At 42.8% G+C, this 19,115-nt stretch carries 15 protein-coding genes; 5 read left to right on the plus strand and 10 right to left on the minus strand.

The annotated features are described in order from the left end of the window. Positions 1-307: 307 nt before the first annotated feature. The gene (gene hemJ / locus AC5JPT_RS07560; protein WP_319050960.1) at positions 308-742 is read left to right on the plus strand and encodes a protoporphyrinogen oxidase HemJ; all 435 of its coding nucleotides are present in this window, start codon (positions 308-310) and stop codon (positions 740-742) included. 111 nt (positions 743-853) lie between these two features. On the opposite strand, the gene AC5JPT_RS07565 is transcribed toward hemJ, so the two are convergent. The 6 genes from AC5JPT_RS07565 to AC5JPT_RS07590 form a co-directional block, all read right to left on the minus strand. Beyond that, positions 854-1,624: a hypothetical protein gene (locus AC5JPT_RS07565; RefSeq protein WP_493857673.1), complete on the minus strand. Its 771-nt coding sequence runs from the start codon at positions 1,622-1,624 to the stop codon at positions 854-856. Between the two features lie 263 nt (positions 1,625-1,887). Beyond that, on the minus strand, positions 1,888-2,379 hold the full coding sequence (locus AC5JPT_RS07570; RefSeq protein ID WP_493857674.1) for a hypothetical protein: 492 nt from the start codon (positions 2,377-2,379) through the stop codon (positions 1,888-1,890). A 117-nt stretch (positions 2,380-2,496) separates the two neighbouring features. Then, positions 2,497-3,213, minus strand: coding sequence for a ribonuclease PH (gene rph / locus AC5JPT_RS07575; RefSeq protein ID WP_194364566.1), 717 nt, complete (start codon positions 3,211-3,213; stop codon positions 2,497-2,499). A gap of 182 nt (positions 3,214-3,395) precedes the next feature. After that, a complete protein-coding gene (locus tag AC5JPT_RS07580; RefSeq protein WP_493857675.1) occupies positions 3,396-5,195 on the minus strand; it encodes an AMP-binding protein in 1,800 nt (599 codons plus the stop codon). A gap of 501 nt (positions 5,196-5,696) precedes the next feature. Beyond that, positions 5,697-7,424, minus strand: a complete 1,728-nt coding sequence (locus AC5JPT_RS07585; RefSeq protein WP_493857676.1) for an AMP-binding protein — start codon at positions 7,422-7,424, stop codon at positions 5,697-5,699. A gap of 354 nt (positions 7,425-7,778) precedes the next feature. Beyond that, positions 7,779-9,422 carry a vWA domain-containing protein gene (locus tag AC5JPT_RS07590; protein ID WP_493857677.1) on the minus strand — a complete coding sequence of 548 codons (1,644 nt, stop codon included), beginning with the start codon at positions 9,420-9,422 and terminating at the stop codon, positions 7,779-7,781. Between the two features lie 567 nt (positions 9,423-9,989). On the opposite strand from AC5JPT_RS07590, the gene parC reads away from it, so the two are divergent. Next, positions 9,990-12,296: a DNA topoisomerase IV subunit A gene (gene parC / locus AC5JPT_RS07595; protein ID WP_493857678.1), complete on the plus strand. Its 2,307-nt coding sequence runs from the start codon at positions 9,990-9,992 to the stop codon at positions 12,294-12,296. Positions 12,297-12,309: 13 nt separating this feature from the next. Continuing rightward, positions 12,310-13,047, plus strand: coding sequence for a hypothetical protein (locus AC5JPT_RS07600; protein WP_493857679.1), 738 nt, complete (start codon positions 12,310-12,312; stop codon positions 13,045-13,047). A gap of 272 nt (positions 13,048-13,319) precedes the next feature. Here the strand turns inward: AC5JPT_RS07600 and AC5JPT_RS07605 are convergent, their stop codons facing one another. The 3 genes from AC5JPT_RS07605 to AC5JPT_RS07615 form a co-directional block, all read right to left on the minus strand. Next, positions 13,320-13,781, minus strand: a complete 462-nt coding sequence (locus tag AC5JPT_RS07605) for a BLUF domain-containing protein (protein WP_443525587.1) — start codon at positions 13,779-13,781, stop codon at positions 13,320-13,322. 310 nt (positions 13,782-14,091) lie between these two features. Beyond that, positions 14,092-14,565, minus strand: coding sequence for a BLUF domain-containing protein (locus tag AC5JPT_RS07610; RefSeq protein WP_493857680.1), 474 nt, complete (start codon positions 14,563-14,565; stop codon positions 14,092-14,094). Between the two features lie 432 nt (positions 14,566-14,997). Further along, entirely contained in the window at positions 14,998-15,519 is a 522-nt protein-coding gene (locus AC5JPT_RS07615) for a hypothetical protein (protein ID WP_493857681.1), read from the minus strand. A 319-nt stretch (positions 15,520-15,838) separates the two neighbouring features. Here AC5JPT_RS07615 and AC5JPT_RS07620 point away from each other — a divergent pair, with 319 nt between their 5' ends. Then, on the plus strand, positions 15,839-16,678 hold the full coding sequence (locus AC5JPT_RS07620; protein ID WP_493857682.1) for an HAD family hydrolase: 840 nt from the start codon (positions 15,839-15,841) through the stop codon (positions 16,676-16,678). A gap of 66 nt (positions 16,679-16,744) precedes the next feature. On the opposite strand, the gene AC5JPT_RS07625 is transcribed toward AC5JPT_RS07620, so the two are convergent. Further along, positions 16,745-17,542 carry a 3-oxoacyl-ACP reductase gene (locus tag AC5JPT_RS07625; protein WP_493857683.1) on the minus strand — a complete coding sequence of 266 codons (798 nt, stop codon included), beginning with the start codon at positions 17,540-17,542 and terminating at the stop codon, positions 16,745-16,747. 362 nt (positions 17,543-17,904) lie between these two features. Between AC5JPT_RS07625 and AC5JPT_RS07630 the strand changes: the two genes are divergently transcribed. Then, a complete protein-coding gene (locus tag AC5JPT_RS07630) occupies positions 17,905-19,032 on the plus strand; it encodes an ABC transporter substrate-binding protein (RefSeq protein ID WP_493857684.1) in 1,128 nt (375 codons plus the stop codon). Positions 19,033-19,115 lie beyond the last annotated feature (83 nt).

Raw genomic sequence — 19,115 nt, forward strand, 5'->3', positions numbered from 1 at the left:
CAGTTGCTGTGCATTAACAACATGCGTCAGTAACCTGCACCCATAATCTGCATTTGACGTATCAACAGTTAGCCCTAACAGACAGCATATGAAAATAAGCCTAGGACGTTTCCCTATTTTAAAAATGGAGATAGAAATAAGATAAATCGCAGGCAAACAAGGAAAATGGTACAGACAATATCGAGATATTGACCAGCTATTTGACGCCGTTTGTCAAAGATTTAACCATTTTTAGCCCATTTAGTGATAAAAGTTTGAATTAGGGACACGCCCTAGTAACACATGGCTAATAACAAGAGATTAAGTAATGGCAGATTATTTTAATTGGATTAAAGCAGCACACATCATCTCGATGGTCTGCTGGTTTGCGGCGATCTTCTACTTGCCTCGCCTGTTTGTTTATCATGCAATGAGTGATGACACCATTAGCCAAGAGCGTTTTTCTATTATGGAGCGCAAGCTATATCGCGGTATCATGACCCCATCGATGATAGCGACATGGGTTTTTGGTCTATGGATGTTAGGACTAGGCTGGGATGTCTACAAAACCCAGGGCTGGTTACACGTCAAATTGCTATTAGTAGTGCTGCTGTCAGGCTATCATGGCGCTTGCGGTTTTTATCGCAAAAAGCTGATTGATAATCCGCATTATAAAACCCATAAATTTTGGCGTTGGTTCAATGAAGTGCCTGTTTTTGCCTTAGTGATTATCGTGATTTTGGTCGTGGTAAAACCGTTTTAGGTTCAGAAGAACCATTTAACCTGTAAAACAAAAGCGTCCGTAACTTCAATGAGTTGCGGACGCTTTTTTATTCAATTATAGAACATGTTGTCAAACTGGAAATATCAAACACTAAACACTAGGGCGCATAATTTGATAAACATTGCTTAAATCATAAACACGGTAGCGCGCAGGCTCACGGCGATTTTCGCCAGCATAGCTCAGTATTAATGCTTGCTTGGCACGCTCATCGACCCAACCGACGAACAGTCCACTATGCTCGACGCCATTGTAGCCATGATTGATATAGTAGAGCCAGTCACCCACCTCAATGTCACTGCTAGTGGCATAAGGGCCTTGCGCATACGTGCCTTTATGGATAGTGTTGCGGGTCACCCCTGCCCGATTAAACACCGCATTCAGATAGTCCCAGCAGCCCCCTTTGATAATCGTCCGCTCGTTAAGTGCCATCTTGCGGGCCGTACTCACCACCTCACGCGCAGCCCTATTGCTTTGCGTTTCAGCATTACTCAGTAGCGGCAAATACTCGCTGTCGACGTTGTCATAGTTACCTGATAAAAACGCGGGCAATACTTGAGGCGCCTGACGCTGTATCTCAGGGTACTGATAAGTAGAACTCATAGAGTAGTTTTTGTTGTATGTTGGCAATACTTCGGTAGAGCGTCGAGGTAAGCTTGCACGTTGAATAGTAGAGTGTGTACTTACTTTGACAGCAGGGACTACTGGATAGGAGGATATATAGCGTGCATGGGTATCAGACTGAACTGACTTTTGAGCAATAAGTGCACTCATACTATCTGCGCGGGCTTGTCCGGTGATACTACAGGTAAATAATAATAAACTGCACGACGCTGCGACTGACGGTATAGACAAACGCGACATGACTAACTCCTGGTCAATAAAGTATCAATGACAGTATAAATAATAGTAGGATTAATGTTTATACGCTTACTTATAAACCATTTAGACAGGCGTCTGCAAGCACTATTCGCTTTAGATGGGCGATAGACGGTGCAAATATAATGATGGATGGCACTATTGGAGAGGCGCGCAGAGTAGAATTTAAAATGACACTTGGGTTAGGAATTTAGATGATACGAAGATAATAGCTGTGATTTCGCACCGTGTGAGAGTGAGCGATCATATCAGTTACTTTTCATTTTGATATTTACGTGACGTTTGGTCAGCGCCTGCCCTTCTAATATAGCTTTCGTTGCTTTTACTTCTTGGATACTTTCAAAACCTGTAATATGGTATTTACGGACGTCGCTATCATCAACAATCTGTAAGGTGTCACCATTTATCACGATTTTGTCATTGTCAGTGAGATGGATATGCTCACGCTTGCCTAGATTGTCATGAACCAAATCACCAGCGCGCACCCACAATGTACCACTGCTGATCACACCGCTCATGGCTTTCTTATGCTGCTGACGTTTTTTGTTAAATACAAAGCTACCGATGATAAGTAGTGCCAGCGCACCAATCGCCAATCGTTCAGACAGTAGACTCATTGCCATAGCCACCGCGACCGCGCCTATCAGTAGCGCAGACCCAAACCAGAACATACCATTGTCAGCAGTACTTGGCTGACCCTGTAAGGTGATTTTGGCGCCATCGTCAGTCAGCTTAAGCATGCATTTTTACCTATTAATAGACACAGGAGATATTTTTTAATAAAAAACTGCCTATCAGAAGCTAACAGGCAGTTATTAAAACCAGAGATAAAGACAGCGTACTATATGATAACTGGACTACCAGCCAAGCGCTGTCTGTTGCATCTTAATCAATTCAGCGATGCCTTTTTCTGCCATTGATAGCATAGCGTCTGCTTGCGCACGAGTGAACGGCTTTTCTTCAGCAGTTCCTTGTAGCTCAATAAACTCGCCTTTTTGAGTCATAACCACGTTCAAATCAGTGTCACAACTAGAGTCTTCTTCGTAGTTCAAATCCAGATAAGCTTCGCCGTCTTTCATACCGACAGAAACCGCAGCGACCAATCCGATGAGTGGATCTGCTTTAAGTTTTTTGCTCTTTTGGATGGTTTCTAACGCATCAATCAGTGCAATTGCCGCACCAGTGATACTGGCTGTACGAGTACCACCATCTGCCTGTAATACATCACAATCAAGATAAATGGTGTTTTCACCAAGCTTACTCAAATCAATCATGGCACGTAAGCTACGACCGATCAAACGCTGAATCTCTTGGGTACGACCTGATTGCTTACCACGAGCCGCTTCACGCTGATTACGGGTATTGGTTGCACGTGGCAGCATGCCGTATTCAGCCGTAATCCAGCCTTTGCCTTTACCTTTGAGCCAGCGTGGCACGCCAGATTCGACACTAGCCGTACAGAGTACTTTGGTATCGCCAAAACTGACCAGTACGGACCCTTCAGCATGCTTAGTATAGTGACGCTCAAAGCTGATAGAGCGAAGTTGGTCAAGTTCACGATTGTCAATACGCATAAAAATTCCTAGTACAATGTTGTAAAAGCAGTGTCATAAAAGCGCACTGTCGATGGCTAATGAACCAATTAATAGGTGTTTGTCTGACTAAAATATTAAGATATCCTAACGTGGCGGCAGCGTAATAGCAAGATTCGCACTAGCTATCGCACCACTCATTAGGGGATAATCGACGTTAATAGTTATTCTAAGCCTTCCATCTTACGCAATTCTTTACGTAGGATTTTGCCAACGTTCGACTTTGGTAATTCATCAACGAACTGTATGTGACGCGGACGCTTGTAACCAGTCAGCTGTTTTTTGCCGTAATCGAGTAGCTCTTTTTCGGTGACGTCACTTTTTTTGACTACAAACAGTTTTGGCTCTTCGCCGCGTTCGTCATTTGGCACGCCAATAGCACCGCACTCTACCACAGCCGGATGTTCGCTCATGGCTTCTTCGATCTCATTTGGATAGACATTAAAACCAGATACCAAAATCATATCTTTTTTGCGATCGACAATTTTGATAAAACCTTTTTCGTCCATGATACCGATGTCACCTGTCTTTAAGTAGCCACTAGCGGTGAAGGATTCGGCTGTCTCTTGCGGACGGTTCTGATAGCCAATCATGACTTGCGGACCCTTAACACAGATCTCACCGCGATCGCCCATAGCCACTACATTCTCTTCTTCATCGATTAGCACAACATCAGTACTAGGCGCAGGGATACCAATTTTTCCTGTGAACTCTGCAATAGTCATCGGGTTAAAAGCGACGACTGGTGAAGTCTCAGACAAACCATAGCCTTCGACAATCGGCAAGCCTGTGATTTTGTGCCACTCTTTGGCGACGCTCGGCAATACAGACATACCGCCGCCGATAGAGGCTTTTAGATTAGAAAAATCTAAGTCGGCAAAACTCTCTTTATGCACCAAACCATTGAACAGTGTATTTACGGCTGGGATAAAAGACGGTTTGTATTTCCCCATCTCTTTGATAAGACCATCAAGATCACGCGGATTGGGAATGAGCAGACCAGCATAACCTTGGTACATACTGCATATGCCGCATACCATAAAGGAGAATACATGGTACAGCGGTAGCGCCGTCAAGATCACATCTCTGCCGTCCACATCATCATCAAAAGCGCTATTCATCAATGCGCTGACCTGTAGCATATTGGCAACTAGATTGCCATGTGACAACATCGCACCTTTAGCCACGCCTGTCGTACCACCAGTGTACTGTAACAATGCCACATCATCCAGGTTCAACTCAGGGCGCGCATACTTACTGGCAGATACCGCACCTAATGCGTGCTTAAAACTCACACTATTTGGGATGCTATAAGGAGGGATCATCTTTTTGATATGGCGAGCGACAAGATTGATCACGGTCCCTTTTACTGTGCCCAGCATGTCACCAACTTTGCAGACAACGACATGCTCAACCTGACCTTTGTCTTCTGCGTCTTGGTAGGTTTTTGCAAAATTTTCAACGATGAATAATGCTTTGGCACCACTGTCATGCAACTGATGCGACAGCTCGCGACTGGTATAAAGCGGGTTTACATTGACCAGTATCATACCGGCGCGAATAACGCCCAAAGCCACGACCGGATACTGCAAGATATTGGGCATCATGACCCCAACTTTATCGCCTTTGACCAGACCTAATGACTGCAAGTAACTGGCGATCTGGCGACTATATAGATCTAACTGCTTAAAACTGATAGACGCGCCCATGCAGATATAGGCTGTTTTTTGTCCATAACGGCTAAAGTTACGCTCAAATACATCAAGTAAAGAGGTGTTGTCCTCTGGCATATCGATGGTCGCATCGATGCTATAGCGCTCATACGCGCTTAACCACGGACTGTCACTGGCGATGGTGGGCATAGTAGGAAATGCATTATCCTGATAAGTATATTCAGACGCATTGCCTGTGCCATTGGTCTCAGCGTTATTGTCTGTCGTCTCTTTATTGATGTTATCCGTCATAGTTTTCCCTAAATGTTACCGTTAAAGACATAGAATATTCTATATAAAAACACCGTTTTTTATATTTGGTTTATGATAATACGCTCGTAGATAAACAGCAGTTAACCTCAAGCTATTTATCGTTCACAAGCAGTATCATGCATAAGCTTTGTGGACTGAAAAACATCACTTAGCGCATAATAAATGATATTAAGCCTCGGTAGGGCAAAGTCATAATGATCATAGTCGTTTTGCAAGTCATACTAAGTAAAATCAATACTCTGTTGTAAATAAATACAAAAATATATCGGTGGGCACTATAGCAGTTTTGCCACAAATTCTCTATCTATACCGCTTGAGCATGAGTGTTCACAAAGGTTACGAATACAAAAAATGATAAGGCAGCATAGAGCAACCTTATCATTTTGATTATAACGGTATTGATGAGTCTAGTACTTTATAAGTAATCGCTACTAATAACTGTACTCATAAAATAACTGTCTGACACTGAGTGTTGGCAGCCTAACCGTTGTTTTTCTCTTCGAGCGCACGTAGGTCTTTACGTAGGATTTTACCGACGTTAGATTTTGGTAGCTCATCGATAAACTCAACATGACGTGGACGTTTGTAGCCAGTCAGGTTTTCTTTACCATAAGCGATAACTTCATCAGCTGTCAGGCTAGCATCGCTACGTACCACATAAATCTTTGGTACCTCACCGCTCTTCTCATCATCAATACCGATAACACCACACTCCAAAATCTTTGGATGTATCGACATCGCATCTTCTACTTCGTTTGGATAGACGTTAAAACCAGATACCAAGATCATGTCTTTTTTGCGATCGACAATCTTAAAGTAGCCTTCTTCGTCCATCACCCCAATATCACCAGTACGGAAGAAACCATCCGAGGTCATAACCTCAGCAGTCGCGTCTTCGCGTTTCCAGTAGCCCTTCATTACCTGAGGACCACGGATACTAATCTCACCGCGCTCACCTAGGGCAACTTCATTGCCTTCTTCATCCAAGATTGCCATATCAGTGGCAGGCATCGGCAGACCAATGTTACCTGAAAACTCGCCTGTACCATGTGGATTTGCTGACGCCACTGGCGAAGTCTCTGACAGACCATAACCCTGAACGATGACGTTACCCGTTACTTGTTCCCACTTGGTCGCAGTGTCTTTTAGTACTGCCATACCGCCGCCCATAGACATCTCAAGCTTACTATGATTTAACGACTGAAACTCTTCGTTGTTAGCAAGCGCGGTAAACAATGTATTTACTGCTGGGAAAAACGCTGGCGGATAATCTTTGTATGCTTTGATCAAGCTTGGTAGATCACGCGGGTTTGGTACGAGTAGACCAATACAACCACGATATAAGCCATACATACCACAAACGGTAAACGAGAAAATATGATATAGCGGTAGAGCAGTCATAATAACCGGCTGCTCGTTACCCTTCTCAAACTTCTCAAAAGCATCACCTAGATACGTATCGCTCTGAATCAGGTTGGCCACCAAGTTACCATGCGTTAGCATCGCGCCTTTGGCGACACCAGTAGTACCACCGGTATACTGCAGTACAGCGACATCATCGAGACCGATGTTATTGGGACGCTTATAGTTTGCAGCAGAAAAGCGGTTCATTGCTTTTTTGAACTTAACACTGCCTTTGATATGATAGTCAGGTACCATTTTTTTGACATGACGTACAACAGCATTAACAATAAATCCTTTGAGCGGACTCATCATATCGCCCATTGAAGCCACAACAACATGGTCAACCAAATCCTGACCGATGTCTTCATAAGTTTTGGCAAAGTTCTCAAGTAAGATCAGAGCTTTGGTATCTGAATCTGTTAACTGATGCGACAGCTCTTTAGTCGTGTAGAGTGGATTGACATTGACCAATGTCATGCCAGCACGCAGCACGCCCAGTACAGCAACAGGCAGCTGTAAAATGTTGGGCATCATCACCGCAACTTTATCGCCTTTTTGCAATCCTAGTGACTGTAGATAGGCAGCGACTTGTTTACTATAGAGATCCAACTCTTCGTAAGACAGCTTTACATCCATACAGACAAATGCTGTCTTTCCAGCATAGTTGATGAAGTTTTGCTCAATGATATCGATGAGAGACGTATTGGCTGGTGGCATATCGATATCATACTGAATGCCTAGCTTTTCATACGTTTTTACCCATACTTTGTCGTCACGACGAGTCATGTTACCTTGATTTTCCATAATCTTTTCTCTCCTAGTAATAAACATTACCGTCCACTCATGCAAATCGCAATATGATACCTATGCGAAAAATCAGAGCACAAGCTTGCCATCATAATGGTCAGCGAGACTAAGATATAATCATACGATGATAAGCGGACAATATAGTGGTAAGTAGCCCTTTGTTCATTAACATACACACTTTGTACAGACTACTCAATATAAAAGATTGCTACACGAGTTCTCAAACTGGCTTGACTGCTACTATTGATATAAATATCAATCATTTACATAGTTAGCAACCAATCCCATTCCCCAAATCGAGCATAGTGTATTTTTTACTTTTAGTAATACTTTTGGCATGGTACAAGCCTGTTATCGAGTACTCTCAAGCGCACCAGCCAGCTCAGTCAATGTTATAAAGTTGCGACGAATACCATCTTTGTCGCTACTTGCTCTAGCGTCGATGGTGTTCTGTACGAGCTTGGCACTATCGTCATATTGCCAATTGTTTATATAATCGCTCTGGTTTAAACGCTGACCAAACCCTGCCACAGCTATCGCAAACTGGGTATCCATACTGGCTTTGGTAAGTACCTGAGCAGCGTTCACAATCGGCTGGTTGATCAGTTTTGAGCGGCTGCCCGTAGGATCTTTATAACGTATCTTTAGATAACCAAGCTCATTGGTTCTTTTACCTTTGTTGATATTGGCATTCATCTCTTTATCACTACTCGTACCATAACGCCTATCACTATATAAGCCTTTTTGTCCTGTTGGTGTCACTTCAAAAAGCGCAATGACCGCTTTGCCAGCGCCCAGTTCGCCTGCATCGACTTTGTCATTGTTAAAGTCTTGCTCATCAAGCACACGATTTTCGTAACCGATCAAGCGCCATTCACTCACCACATTAGGGTTGAACTCTACTTGTACTTTGACGTCTTTGGCAACGGTATTGAATGTTGCTGCTAGCTCATCACCAAAGACCTTTTTGGCTTCTGTTAAGCTATCGATATAGCTATAATTGCCATTGCCGTTATCTGCCATTTGCTCCATCATATAGTCGTTTAGATTACCGCGACCAAAGCCGACGGTAGATAACGAGATACCACGGTCACGATTGGCTTTGACTACATCTAGCATGTCATCGACATCACTAATACCAACATTAAAATCGCCATCGGTCAGCATGACAATACGGTTGATACCATTCTTTTTCATTGCTTGTTCAGCTTGTCTATAAGCCAGCTTTAGAGCGTCTTCGCCGTTGGTTGACCCTGCCGCATTCAAGCTATCAATTGCAGCAAGTATTTTTGCTTTTTGGTCACCCGTAGTCGCAGACAATGCCACATTAGTACTGCCTGAATACGTCACAATGCTAATGCTGTCTTGAGCACGCATCTGCTCTGTCAGCAGCTTGAGCGAGGATTGCGCTAGTGGCAATTTGTCACGCGACGACATAGAGCCTGAGACATCGACTAAGAATACGAGGTTGGCAGGTGGCATAGACTGCGTGTCAGTCTTATAAGACCCATTTTTCTCAACGGCTTTGATACCGATCTTGACTATTCTATTGTTCTGGTCGGCGCTATCCCATGGCGTCTCAACAACTTCAGTTGCCACAACAAATGGCGCGTTGCCGACGCGCTTAGCATCATCAAATTGATAATTGAAATAGTTAATCAACTCCTCTACCCGTACAGCATCAACTGGAGGAAGCTGACCTTCGTTTAGGTAGCGGCGCACGTTGGCATAGCTGCCTGTATCTGTATCAATAGACAGTGTCGATACTGCCATATCGGTCGTACGGTGCACAGGGTTGGCGGTGTTTTCTTGATAGTTGTCTCTTGTTTTTGGCTGTATTGCTATACTAGGCAAAGGACGAATACCCAACTGAGGCGCAGCACGTATCATCATCTGTGAGGCATTGGTTACACTCATCTTGTTTGGCGCAATCATCATAGACTCTGATACCACGACTGTGTCCTGACCGACGGTGCTACTGCTCACAGTTGACACGGAGCTGTCTCTCTGCGATGAGCTGCAGGCTACAAGTCCTAAACTGGCGATAGTGGCAATAGTGACTGTTAAGAATGTGCTTTTAGGTAAGTTCTTAGGTGAGCTTTTGACTATATGCCTGGTCGTGTTTTTCGCAGCGTTACGTATTGGTATTGATGATAAATGGTCAGATGACATAGCAGATTTTCCTTATTGTAAATAGGTCAATGGCGACGTGTCCTTGTCGATAGTATAAACTTGCCAGCTAATAAATTTTTATAGCCAATATAATGAGATATTTATTAATAACTTAAAAAAATATTAGATTTACTATACTCAACTTAACGGGCGAAAGCTACGTGTCAAAACACCACACTGGAAGTCTATAAAGGTAAGTCATAAGCACGTCACGAGCTGTCGTATATTCTGACATACGCCTTTTTAATTGGCTCAATATCCTTTACGATAGCACTATCTTAATTTTAAGTGAATGTCGCGCCGAACCCAATAGACACTGCGACGCCTATTCACGCTATGCATCACTATATAAACCATACTAATTAAAAATCTATAAGCGAAATCTATTTTATGTCTGATGTTATTGATAATACGATTGCTCCACCCATTGCTAATGAACCGATGGATACTCGCTCAGTTGCAGAATTCACCGAGCAGGCGTATCTCAACTACGCCATGTACGTCATCATGGATCGGGCACTACCCAATATCGCTGACGGTCTAAAACCTGTCCAGCGCCGTATCGTCTACGCTATGAGCGAGCTTGGCCTAAAATCCTCTGCTAAAGCAAAAAAATCCGCACGTACCGTTGGTGATGTGCTGGGTAAGTACCATCCGCATGGGGACAGCGCTTGTTATGAGGCCATGGTACTGATGGCACAGCCGTTCAGCTATCGCTATCCGCTCATCACAGGTCAAGGTAACTGGGGTAGTCCAGATGACCCTAAGTCCTTTGCGGCTATGCGTTATACCGAAGCAAAAATGTCAGCTTATGCCAATACCTTGCTGGCAGAGTTGGGACAAGGCACCGTCGACTGGCAAGATAACTTCGATGGCACCATGCAAGAGCCAACCACCTTGCCTGCTCGCTTGCCTAATATCCTATTGAACGGCACGACAGGTATTGCCGTCGGTATGGCAACGGATATTCCGCCGCATAACCTCAATGAAGTGGTACGGGCAGCGATTCGCTTGCTCAAAAATCCTGAGCTGTCGGTGAAGCAGCTTACCCAATCGATACCAGCACCTGACTTACCAACGCCAGCTGAGATCATCACTAGCAAAAAAGACTTGCAGGCGATGTACGAGACGGGTCGTGGCAGCTATAAGATGCGCGCCACGTTCCATATCGATACTAAAGAGAAGAATCTCGTCATCATTGATGCGCTACCCTACCAAGTCTCAGGCAACAAAATCCAAGAGCAAATTGCCAAGCTCATGACGGACAAAAAGCTGCCTTGGATCACCGATATTCATGATGAGTCGGATCACGAGAATGCCTGCCGTATTGTATTAGAGCTACGCTCGACGCGGGTCGATGTCGAGCGTGTTATGAGTCATCTATTCGCCAGTACAGACCTAGAGAGTAACTATCGCGTCAATATGAATATGATTGGCCTCAATGGTAAGCCGCAGGTCAAAAACCTAAAAGAAGTGTTGGAAGAATGGCTCATCTGTCGCCGCTCAGTGGTCACGCGCCGTCTGCAATATCGTCTTGATAAAATCGATAAGCGCTTGCACATTCTTGCAGGTTTGCTGATTGCATATCTTAATATCGACGAAGTCATTCGCATCATTCGTGAAGAAGACGATCCAAAAGCGACACTGATGCAGGACTATGACTTAACTGATATTCAAGCCAATGCAATCTTGGATATTCGTCTGCGTCAGCTAGCAAAGCTAGAGGAAATTGAGCTGCGCCGCGAGCAAGACGAATTGGCTGCCGAGCGTGCCATCATTCAAGAGTATTTAGATAACCCAGACAGTCTGACCAACCTGATGATCGATGAGCTGACTGCCGATATGAAAGAGCATGGCAACGAGCGCGTATCACCATTAGCAGAACGTGAAGAAGCACAAGCACTAAAAGAGTCTGATCTGGTGCCGAGTGAGCCTATTACCGCTATCTTATCAAAAGCAGGCTGGATTCGTGCTGCCAAAGGTCATGACGTCGATGCCGCTGGTATGAGCTATCGTTCAGGTGACAGCTATCAAGCCCATGTGCGCGGTAAATCCAATGAAAAAATCTACGTACTTGACAGTACTGGACGCAGCTACAGTATCGATGCGCACAACCTCGCCTCAGCGCGCGGTCAAGGTGATCCACTGACCAGTGTATTGAAGCCGCCAGCAGGTGCCAGCTTTGAGCAGCTATTGACGGGTGCTGACGATCAACGCATCATTCTTGCCAGCTCGCAGGGCTATGGTTTTATCAACACCCTTGGTAATTTAGACAGCAATCAAAAGGCAGGTAAAAATGTCATTAATCTAGCTGCTGATAGCCGTCTGCTGTCTGTTGCTCGTATCGATGCACCAGTAAAAATGGCGGATAGTACTGATGACGAGACCACCAAGCTAGATATAAGTCCTGATCATGTCGCTGTGGTAACCAATGCCGGATATTTACTGATATTTGCCCTCGATGATTTGCCTGAACAGGCTCGCGGTAAAGGAAATAAGCTGATCAAGTTAAAAGATGGCGAAGAGGTACTCGCCATCACGCCACTGAGTCAACAAAATAGCCTTGTCATCACCGCTGGTAAACGCCATGTGACACTCAAGCCGAATGATTTGGCTAACTATACCGGTAGTCGCGGCAACCGGGGTGGACAGCTGCCAAGAGGCTTTCAGAACGTAACGAGTGTTGAGGTTGGGTAATGAGGCTATCCAAATGAATCCAAATACTCATCTTAGCAATACTCAGATAGAGTTCCTTGATGCGCTAGTCGACCTCGTTATTGAAAACTGGAGAATCGATGAGCAGGAATATGATTTCTATAAATATCATATCGAAGAGTGGCAAAAGCTAGGCTACTATGATGATGCTATGCTGTATTTTTGGTATTACGAACCCGTAGAAGGATTGAACTCTAAACAAGTAGATAACTTTCATGGTTTTATAAAAGTCGTTAACGGCTTAGGGTTTACCTTCCCATCGACTGAACAAGTCCTAAATACAAATACGTTGGGATATATTGAACGTTTAAAGAGCGCTTATACTGTTGAAGATAAAACAGAAAGTATAGTTAATTTTTGGCAAGCCATAGATGACGGAGAAGCTCTTGAGATAGATAGCTTTTATGAAAAATTCAACTTAATGAGAGCTGAGCATCAACTGATACAAGATGGTAATTGGTATAAATTTGATAAAGAAGGATTTGAAAATTCTTACCAAGATATCATAAATAAAAGTCATGTATGGAAAGCACAATATCCAAAAGCTAAGTTGGGAATATATGAGCAGTTAATCTACGATGGTGAAAGTGTGGAAAATCAGGCTAGTAGTATTCCATATCAGTACGAAGTAAATATCATAGAAGCTTCTCAAGTTAATGAACGCTCATTAAAATGCAAAAATACTATTTGCTCTAAGATAAGTAATTTTTTGAACTGGATAAAGCACTTTTGAACATGGATACAAGCTAATGTATGGTGCGTTCAATACATCTCTATAACAGCAAAGGCACTCAAAAAAGTACAGAGCCAGACCAAAAAGCCGCCTACACAAACGTATAGGCGGCTTTTTTGTGCTACTAGAGATTTGTATTACCAAAATAAGAACTTGTACTACAGGAGAGAAGTAGCTGACCATATCGAATATTAAAGCTATGAGCTACTGACACTAAAAGCTATTAAAACTAAAGTGGCAAAATACCATTTTAACGAACACATACACTCAGTTTAAATTTCACTAAGCTGCTTATCTGTAAAGAGCGCATCCATAAAGCTTATGATGCGATCCTTTGACATAAGATAGGGATTAAAATCAGTTCCTGCCGAAAAATGTTTGAGGGTATGCACTTCGTATTCAGGACCTGACGTTAAATATCTAATCAAAAAACCATCCCATTTACGTACTTCCACTTCTTTAATTTCTACTACATGAATTGATAAATGCGGACGTTCTGTGATGATTCTGGTTATCAGCTCGTTGACATCAAGTCTTGAACCTTCAATATTTTGAATAATATAGTTATCATTGATGGCAAGTGCTGAAGTTATACCGCTTTGCTCGTTGTTTCGTCTTGCTATCTCAAACGTACGAGCCATTTTGACACCATTGTCTTTTTCGCGGTTTTTACCAATATACGTCAAGCTGGTGAGAATGTGAGCACCATTTTTATTTCTCTCGTCTGAAATCATTCCCTTCTCTCTTCTGAATTAGAATTCAATAAATCTGCGCATAAGATATCTAATTAAAAAATCCATTTAACTTAAGATACTATCTAAGAATCACCCTAATCAATAGCCCCTTAGTTTTTTTGTTATATGACTGTTAATTGATAACCTTAAGTTATGAATTATCGAAAATCCAGCTTGTATTTTTATTCAATTGCAGCTTATTAAACTCTAAAAACAACACTTACAATACCCTTTTCTAGGAAATCTGTAGCGAGAACAACTCATCAACTCTCCTTCACAACCCTCTTTTGGTCGTTAGATTGTTATGTCATCATAAAGTTTTTTGGTCTGCGAAAATTTCGTGCAAAAATTTTTCAATCTGACTACTTCTCATGAGATAAGGGTTATAGTCAGAGCCTGCCGAGAAGCTTTTTAAGGCATACAATTCATCCTCATTACTTGACGTTAAATGTTTGATCAAAAAACCGTCCCATTGACGTGATTCTATTTCCTCTATGTTGATAATATTAGGAAAGATGGTTGAATGCTCATCGAATATCTTGTGTAAGGCAGTGCTGATGGCAGGTCTTGTTCCTTGAAAACTTTGGACAAAATAGCCTTCACTAATAACCAACGCTGAAACGATACCGTTTTCTTCAAAATATCTCCTCCAATACTCAAGTGCACGAGTCAATTCAATGCCTGAGTCTAGATCGACATTTCTGGCGATGTATGTCATGTTGATAAGGATATGTTCGCCATTTCTTTTTTTGTTTTCTGGAACATGGCTTATAATAGAAGACATAAAATACCTCATTTATAAAAATGATAATCTAAATTAAGATACATTTTGAAGTTAAATACAATCAATAAAAATTTTTAGCTTTTGATGATTTTGAAATTGTAGCTTAAACATTTTAACACGATACCATACCAAGATTCGTCATAGTAAAATAACACTACAACTCTTGGCATCACTAGGGCGATAGCATTATTCTAATCAGTTAAAAGTTTAATCCATATTTCTTTATAACACTAATTCAATCCCAAAATAGCACTAGCTGGGTTTTTCTTGTTGAGTTGATGACGTTTTAGTATCTGTTTATTAATTTTAATCAATTTTTCCACCATTTACTGTCATATATTTAACAAATACAGCTAGATTGCATTGATCAAAAACCCGCTTATAAACGCTGTATAAAAAACTCTTTGTATTTAATTTTAGATTATCTATATATCAATAGCGACCCATCTCAACGGTTGTCTCAGCGAGTACCGTATCACCTTGCCATGCCTGCACGTCCACCGTATAGAGGTGGTTTTTGCCACCTGAGCAAGGTGGTTTGTAGGCACCGCGAATATCGCCCTTACGGCTACGATACTCTGCTATCATCTCAATACCGACTGGCACTTCATAAGTATGCCCGAACACACGTGGTACTTTGGCATTCATTGCGCCTTCTGGTAGCGCAAACTCTACGATACCATGTCCACCACTTTGCATACGCTTATTGCTGACGTCGTTATAAACGAACACCAAGCTCTCTGCACCTGTTGGAATATTTGAGACAGTCATACTGGGTGTGGCTGGACTTTTGCCATCGTAGTTCAAACATTGCTGCCCTTCAGGTATTGTTTTACCATTCCACATAGCATCGTCAAATGTAACATCCATCGCAAAAACATGCGTAGATAAGGCTAACGTTGTACAAACCATAAGCGTTTTTGTGGTGAGTGACTTTATAGTAGAAACGTTCATATTTATTCCTTTAAATAGCCGATGCGTTAGCGACGTACCATTATTAGTATATTGCTAACTGTTGGCGGTGGTTTGGTACTAACCTACTAGTTAAACTGCCCTATTAGTAAAACTACGCTATTCAGTCACCGATATCGTTGGGGGTTTTGTTACATTTTTGGACAAACGTCAGTCAACCTCAACACGATAGCATCGAGCACTTGATTGTCAGATGACTTTACAACATCACAGGTTACGCTATGAGTATTTATCTCTTTAGCGCTGTTGTAGTAGTATTTAAATCATGAGTATCTAAACGACCAAAAATAATAGGATCATCATGTTTATCGAAGATAAAATTGCCAAAGAAAATATAACCACTAAGACCCCAGCGCCCAAAATCATATTTTTTGATATTGATGATACTTTGAGTCGTGGCGGTATCATTGCTGCACACAATAAAACCACCCTTGAACAGCTAGCAGACACTGATATTAAATTGGTGATTTCGACTGGTCGCTCCAAAGCTATACTGCCCGAAGATATTCTGGGTCTGCTTGATGTCGGCGTATTGGACGCTATTATTTGTATGAATGGACAATATAGCTTCGATAAAAACGGCCGAATCAGCCACTATCCATTGACGGATGAGCAAGCGGAAAAAATCGTGCGTCTTTGTGAGCAGAGCCAGCTCATTCATAAATTTGACTCCGCCACTCATATCGCATGGTCGGGTGAAAACGATCGATTACGTCAGTTCAATGCGATAACGCCCAATTCTATCGTTGACCCTGAGTACTATCAATCAAACACCATCTATCAGTGTTCTGTATTTTTTAATAACCAGCAAGAAAAGATGCAGGATATTGACTTTGCACAGTACGACCTAAAGCTGGTTCACTGGCATCAAATTGGCGCAGATATCTTACCCGCGGATGCCTCTAAAGCCCGCGGAATAAAAGATGTATGTGCATATTATGGCGTAGAGGCAAGCGACTGCATGGCGTTTGGTGATGGGTTTAATGACCTTGAGATGTTTGATTTGGTCGGATTCGCCGTGGCGATGGGCGATGCACAACCTGATCTGATAGAGCGTGCTGATTTCGTCACGGGGACAATCGAAGAGTATGGTATACAAGCAATATTAGAGCCATTTTATGCGGTGCCCGTAGCTAAATAAACCGTAGCCAAATACAAGCATCGCGCTTATTAATTTGGCTACTTTGACTCGCATTAACCATAGAATCTAAGGCATAGTCAGCCCGCCATCAACAGCAATTGATTGTCCAGTAATAGCCATACTCAAATCAGATGACATAAGTAATACGGCGTTGGCAAAGTCAGCTACCGAAGTTGCTTGACGCAGCGGCGTGGTGGTCGCGATATAATCGAACACGTCTTCAGTCGTCAAGCTACTCGCATCGGTTGTCTTTAATAACCCGCCTGCCAGTAAGTTCACACGAATACCATATTGCCCAAGCTCGCTTGCTAAATTACGCGTCAAGCCAATCAGTGCAGATTTTGCCGTAGTATAGTCGTAATAAGTGACGACAGGGTTGTAGACAAGGTTGGTTGAGATATTGATAATTTTACCCATTTGCTGTGTTTTCATCTGTGGCAATACGGCTTGTGTTGTATTGACTGCGCCTTTGACAATACCATCCATCTGCTGCGAGAAATGTGGCCACTTGACGGTTTCAATACTGGTGTATTCAGCACTTGGGTCAAACTTATAATACGGTAAGGCATTGTTGACCAATATATCGATATGACCATAACGGCTGACGACCTCAGCAGCCATTGCTTGTACTTGCTCAAGCTCAGTAACATCCGCCTGATAAGCAAAGGCCTGTCCGCCCGCCCCTATGATATCAGCAACTACCGCATTAGCGGCGTCTACGCTGCTTAGATAGTTGACACAGACAATGGCGCCTGCTGCTGCCATTTGCTGGGCAATCTGTGCACCAAGCCCGCGACTAGCGCCAGTGACAATTGCAACCTTATTGGTGAGTAGCGCTGGTATAACAGAGGTGTGTTCAGACATCGTATTGCATCCTTTACTATTGTGGTGTGTTCAATGTTCTATAGGTTCGGCTGTGAGACTATGCTGGTCTTTATACTGCTTCCTATACCCATTGTAGTATGGTTATATACTATCATCACTCAGCTTATCATTGGCAATGACCTAAAAAACCTGCTCAGCACGCGTTACCTCTACACTTAATGTATAAGCCTATTCGATGAGCAATATTCACTGTTTTTATTAGTATGACTCCGCACTGTCTTGGTAATTGCCCTTTAAATCGCATGGAATAATAACCATAATAGGGTTATTGGTGACGCTATTCATCTATCGTTTTGCTATTTTCTTTTTACTTTGTATTGTCTTTATTTAGGAGAGCTATTTTGACTCATTTATCATCGTTTCACCCAGACAACCCAACCCCTATCGGACGTATCGTACCAAAGGCACTGCTAGCAGCAGCGATTGGCTTGGCACTAGCCAGCTGTAGCAATTCTGACAATGCAACAGATGGTAGCGCGGCGGCGAGCAATGAGACGCTCAACTTGTACAACTGGTCAGAGTATATGCCGCAAGAGATTTTGGATGGATTTGAAGAAGAGACTGGTATCTCGGTCAATTACACCACGTTTGACTCTAATGAAGCGATGTATGCCAAACTCAAACTGCTTGATGACTCTAGTCAATACGATCTGGCAATCCCCTCAACGTATTATGTCGAAAAAATGGCGAAAGAGGGACTGTTGCAAGAGCTAGATAAGTCTAAATTAAGCAACTTTAAAAACCTCGATACGTCATTTACTAACACCAAAGTCGATCCTGAAAATAAGTACTCTATCCCTTATATGTGGGGTAGCACCGGTCTTGCGATAAATGGTGATAGTGTCGATCCTGCGACTGTAAATAGCTGGAATGACTTATGGGATCCTAAGTACAAAGGTCAGGTGATGCTGACCAACGATGTACGTGAAGTGTTTGGTATGGCTTTGCTGACGCTTGGCTACTCGGGTAACAGTAGCAACCCTGACGAGATCGAAGCGGCTTATGATAAGCTGACTGACTTGATGCCAAACGTCAAGACCTTTAACTCTGATGCGACACGTATGCCCTATATTGAGGGTGAAACGTCGCTTGGTATGACTTGGAATGGCGAGGCTGTCATGGCAAATGACGAGGGTCTGACCAGCTTGGTTTATAAATACCCAAGTGAAGGCGCGATATTGTGGATGGATAACTTTGTTATTCCAAAAAACGCCAAACAAGTTGATGCAGCACACAAATTTATCGATTATCTGCTGCGTCCTGAAAACGCCAAGATCGTTAGTGAAGAGATCGGTTATGCCTCACCAAACATGGCTGCGCGTGAGCTGATGGACGACAGTGTTCAGAACAACCCGACAATTTATCCTTCTAAAGAAGTCCTTGCACAAGCTGAGTTCCAAGAAGACGTAGGCGACGAAGCGTTGCAGGTATATCAGCAGTACTGGGATAAACTAAAAACTGGTCGTTAATAGCCATAGCTTAGTAACGATTTAGAGTTTTAGAAATAAAGTAAATCTTTAAGAGCAAAACGCTGATCCTAAATGGTCGGCGT

The organism is Psychrobacter sp. H26 (genome assembly GCF_059073035.1).

What these genes read in the sequence shown, in the direction of transcription:
- hemJ (WP_319050960.1), top strand. Translation starts at nt 308, where the DNA reads ATGGCAGATTATTTTAATTGGATTAAAGCAGCACACATCATCTCGATG.
- AC5JPT_RS07565 (WP_493857673.1), bottom strand. Translation starts at nt 1,624, where the DNA reads ATGTCGCGTTTGTCTATACCGTCAGTCGCAGCGTCGTGCAGTTTATTA.
- AC5JPT_RS07570 (WP_493857674.1), bottom strand. Translation starts at nt 2,379, where the DNA reads ATGCTTAAGCTGACTGACGATGGCGCCAAAATCACCTTACAGGGTCAG.
- rph (WP_194364566.1), bottom strand. Translation starts at nt 3,213, where the DNA reads ATGCGTATTGACAATCGTGAACTTGACCAACTTCGCTCTATCAGCTTT.
- AC5JPT_RS07580 (WP_493857675.1), bottom strand. Translation starts at nt 5,195, where the DNA reads ATGACGGATAACATCAATAAAGAGACGACAGACAATAACGCTGAGACC.
- AC5JPT_RS07585 (WP_493857676.1), bottom strand. Translation starts at nt 7,424, where the DNA reads ATGGAAAATCAAGGTAACATGACTCGTCGTGACGACAAAGTATGGGTA.
- parC (WP_493857678.1), top strand. Translation starts at nt 9,990, where the DNA reads ATGTCTGATGTTATTGATAATACGATTGCTCCACCCATTGCTAATGAA.
- AC5JPT_RS07600 (WP_493857679.1), top strand. Translation starts at nt 12,310, where the DNA reads ATGAATCCAAATACTCATCTTAGCAATACTCAGATAGAGTTCCTTGAT.
- AC5JPT_RS07605 (WP_443525587.1), bottom strand. Translation starts at nt 13,781, where the DNA reads ATGATTTCAGACGAGAGAAATAAAAATGGTGCTCACATTCTCACCAGC.
- AC5JPT_RS07610 (WP_493857680.1), bottom strand. Translation starts at nt 14,565, where the DNA reads ATGTCTTCTATTATAAGCCATGTTCCAGAAAACAAAAAAAGAAATGGC.
- AC5JPT_RS07615 (WP_493857681.1), bottom strand. Translation starts at nt 15,519, where the DNA reads ATGAACGTTTCTACTATAAAGTCACTCACCACAAAAACGCTTATGGTT.
- AC5JPT_RS07620 (WP_493857682.1), top strand. Translation starts at nt 15,839, where the DNA reads ATGTTTATCGAAGATAAAATTGCCAAAGAAAATATAACCACTAAGACC.
- AC5JPT_RS07625 (WP_493857683.1), bottom strand. Translation starts at nt 17,542, where the DNA reads ATGTCTGAACACACCTCTGTTATACCAGCGCTACTCACCAATAAGGTT.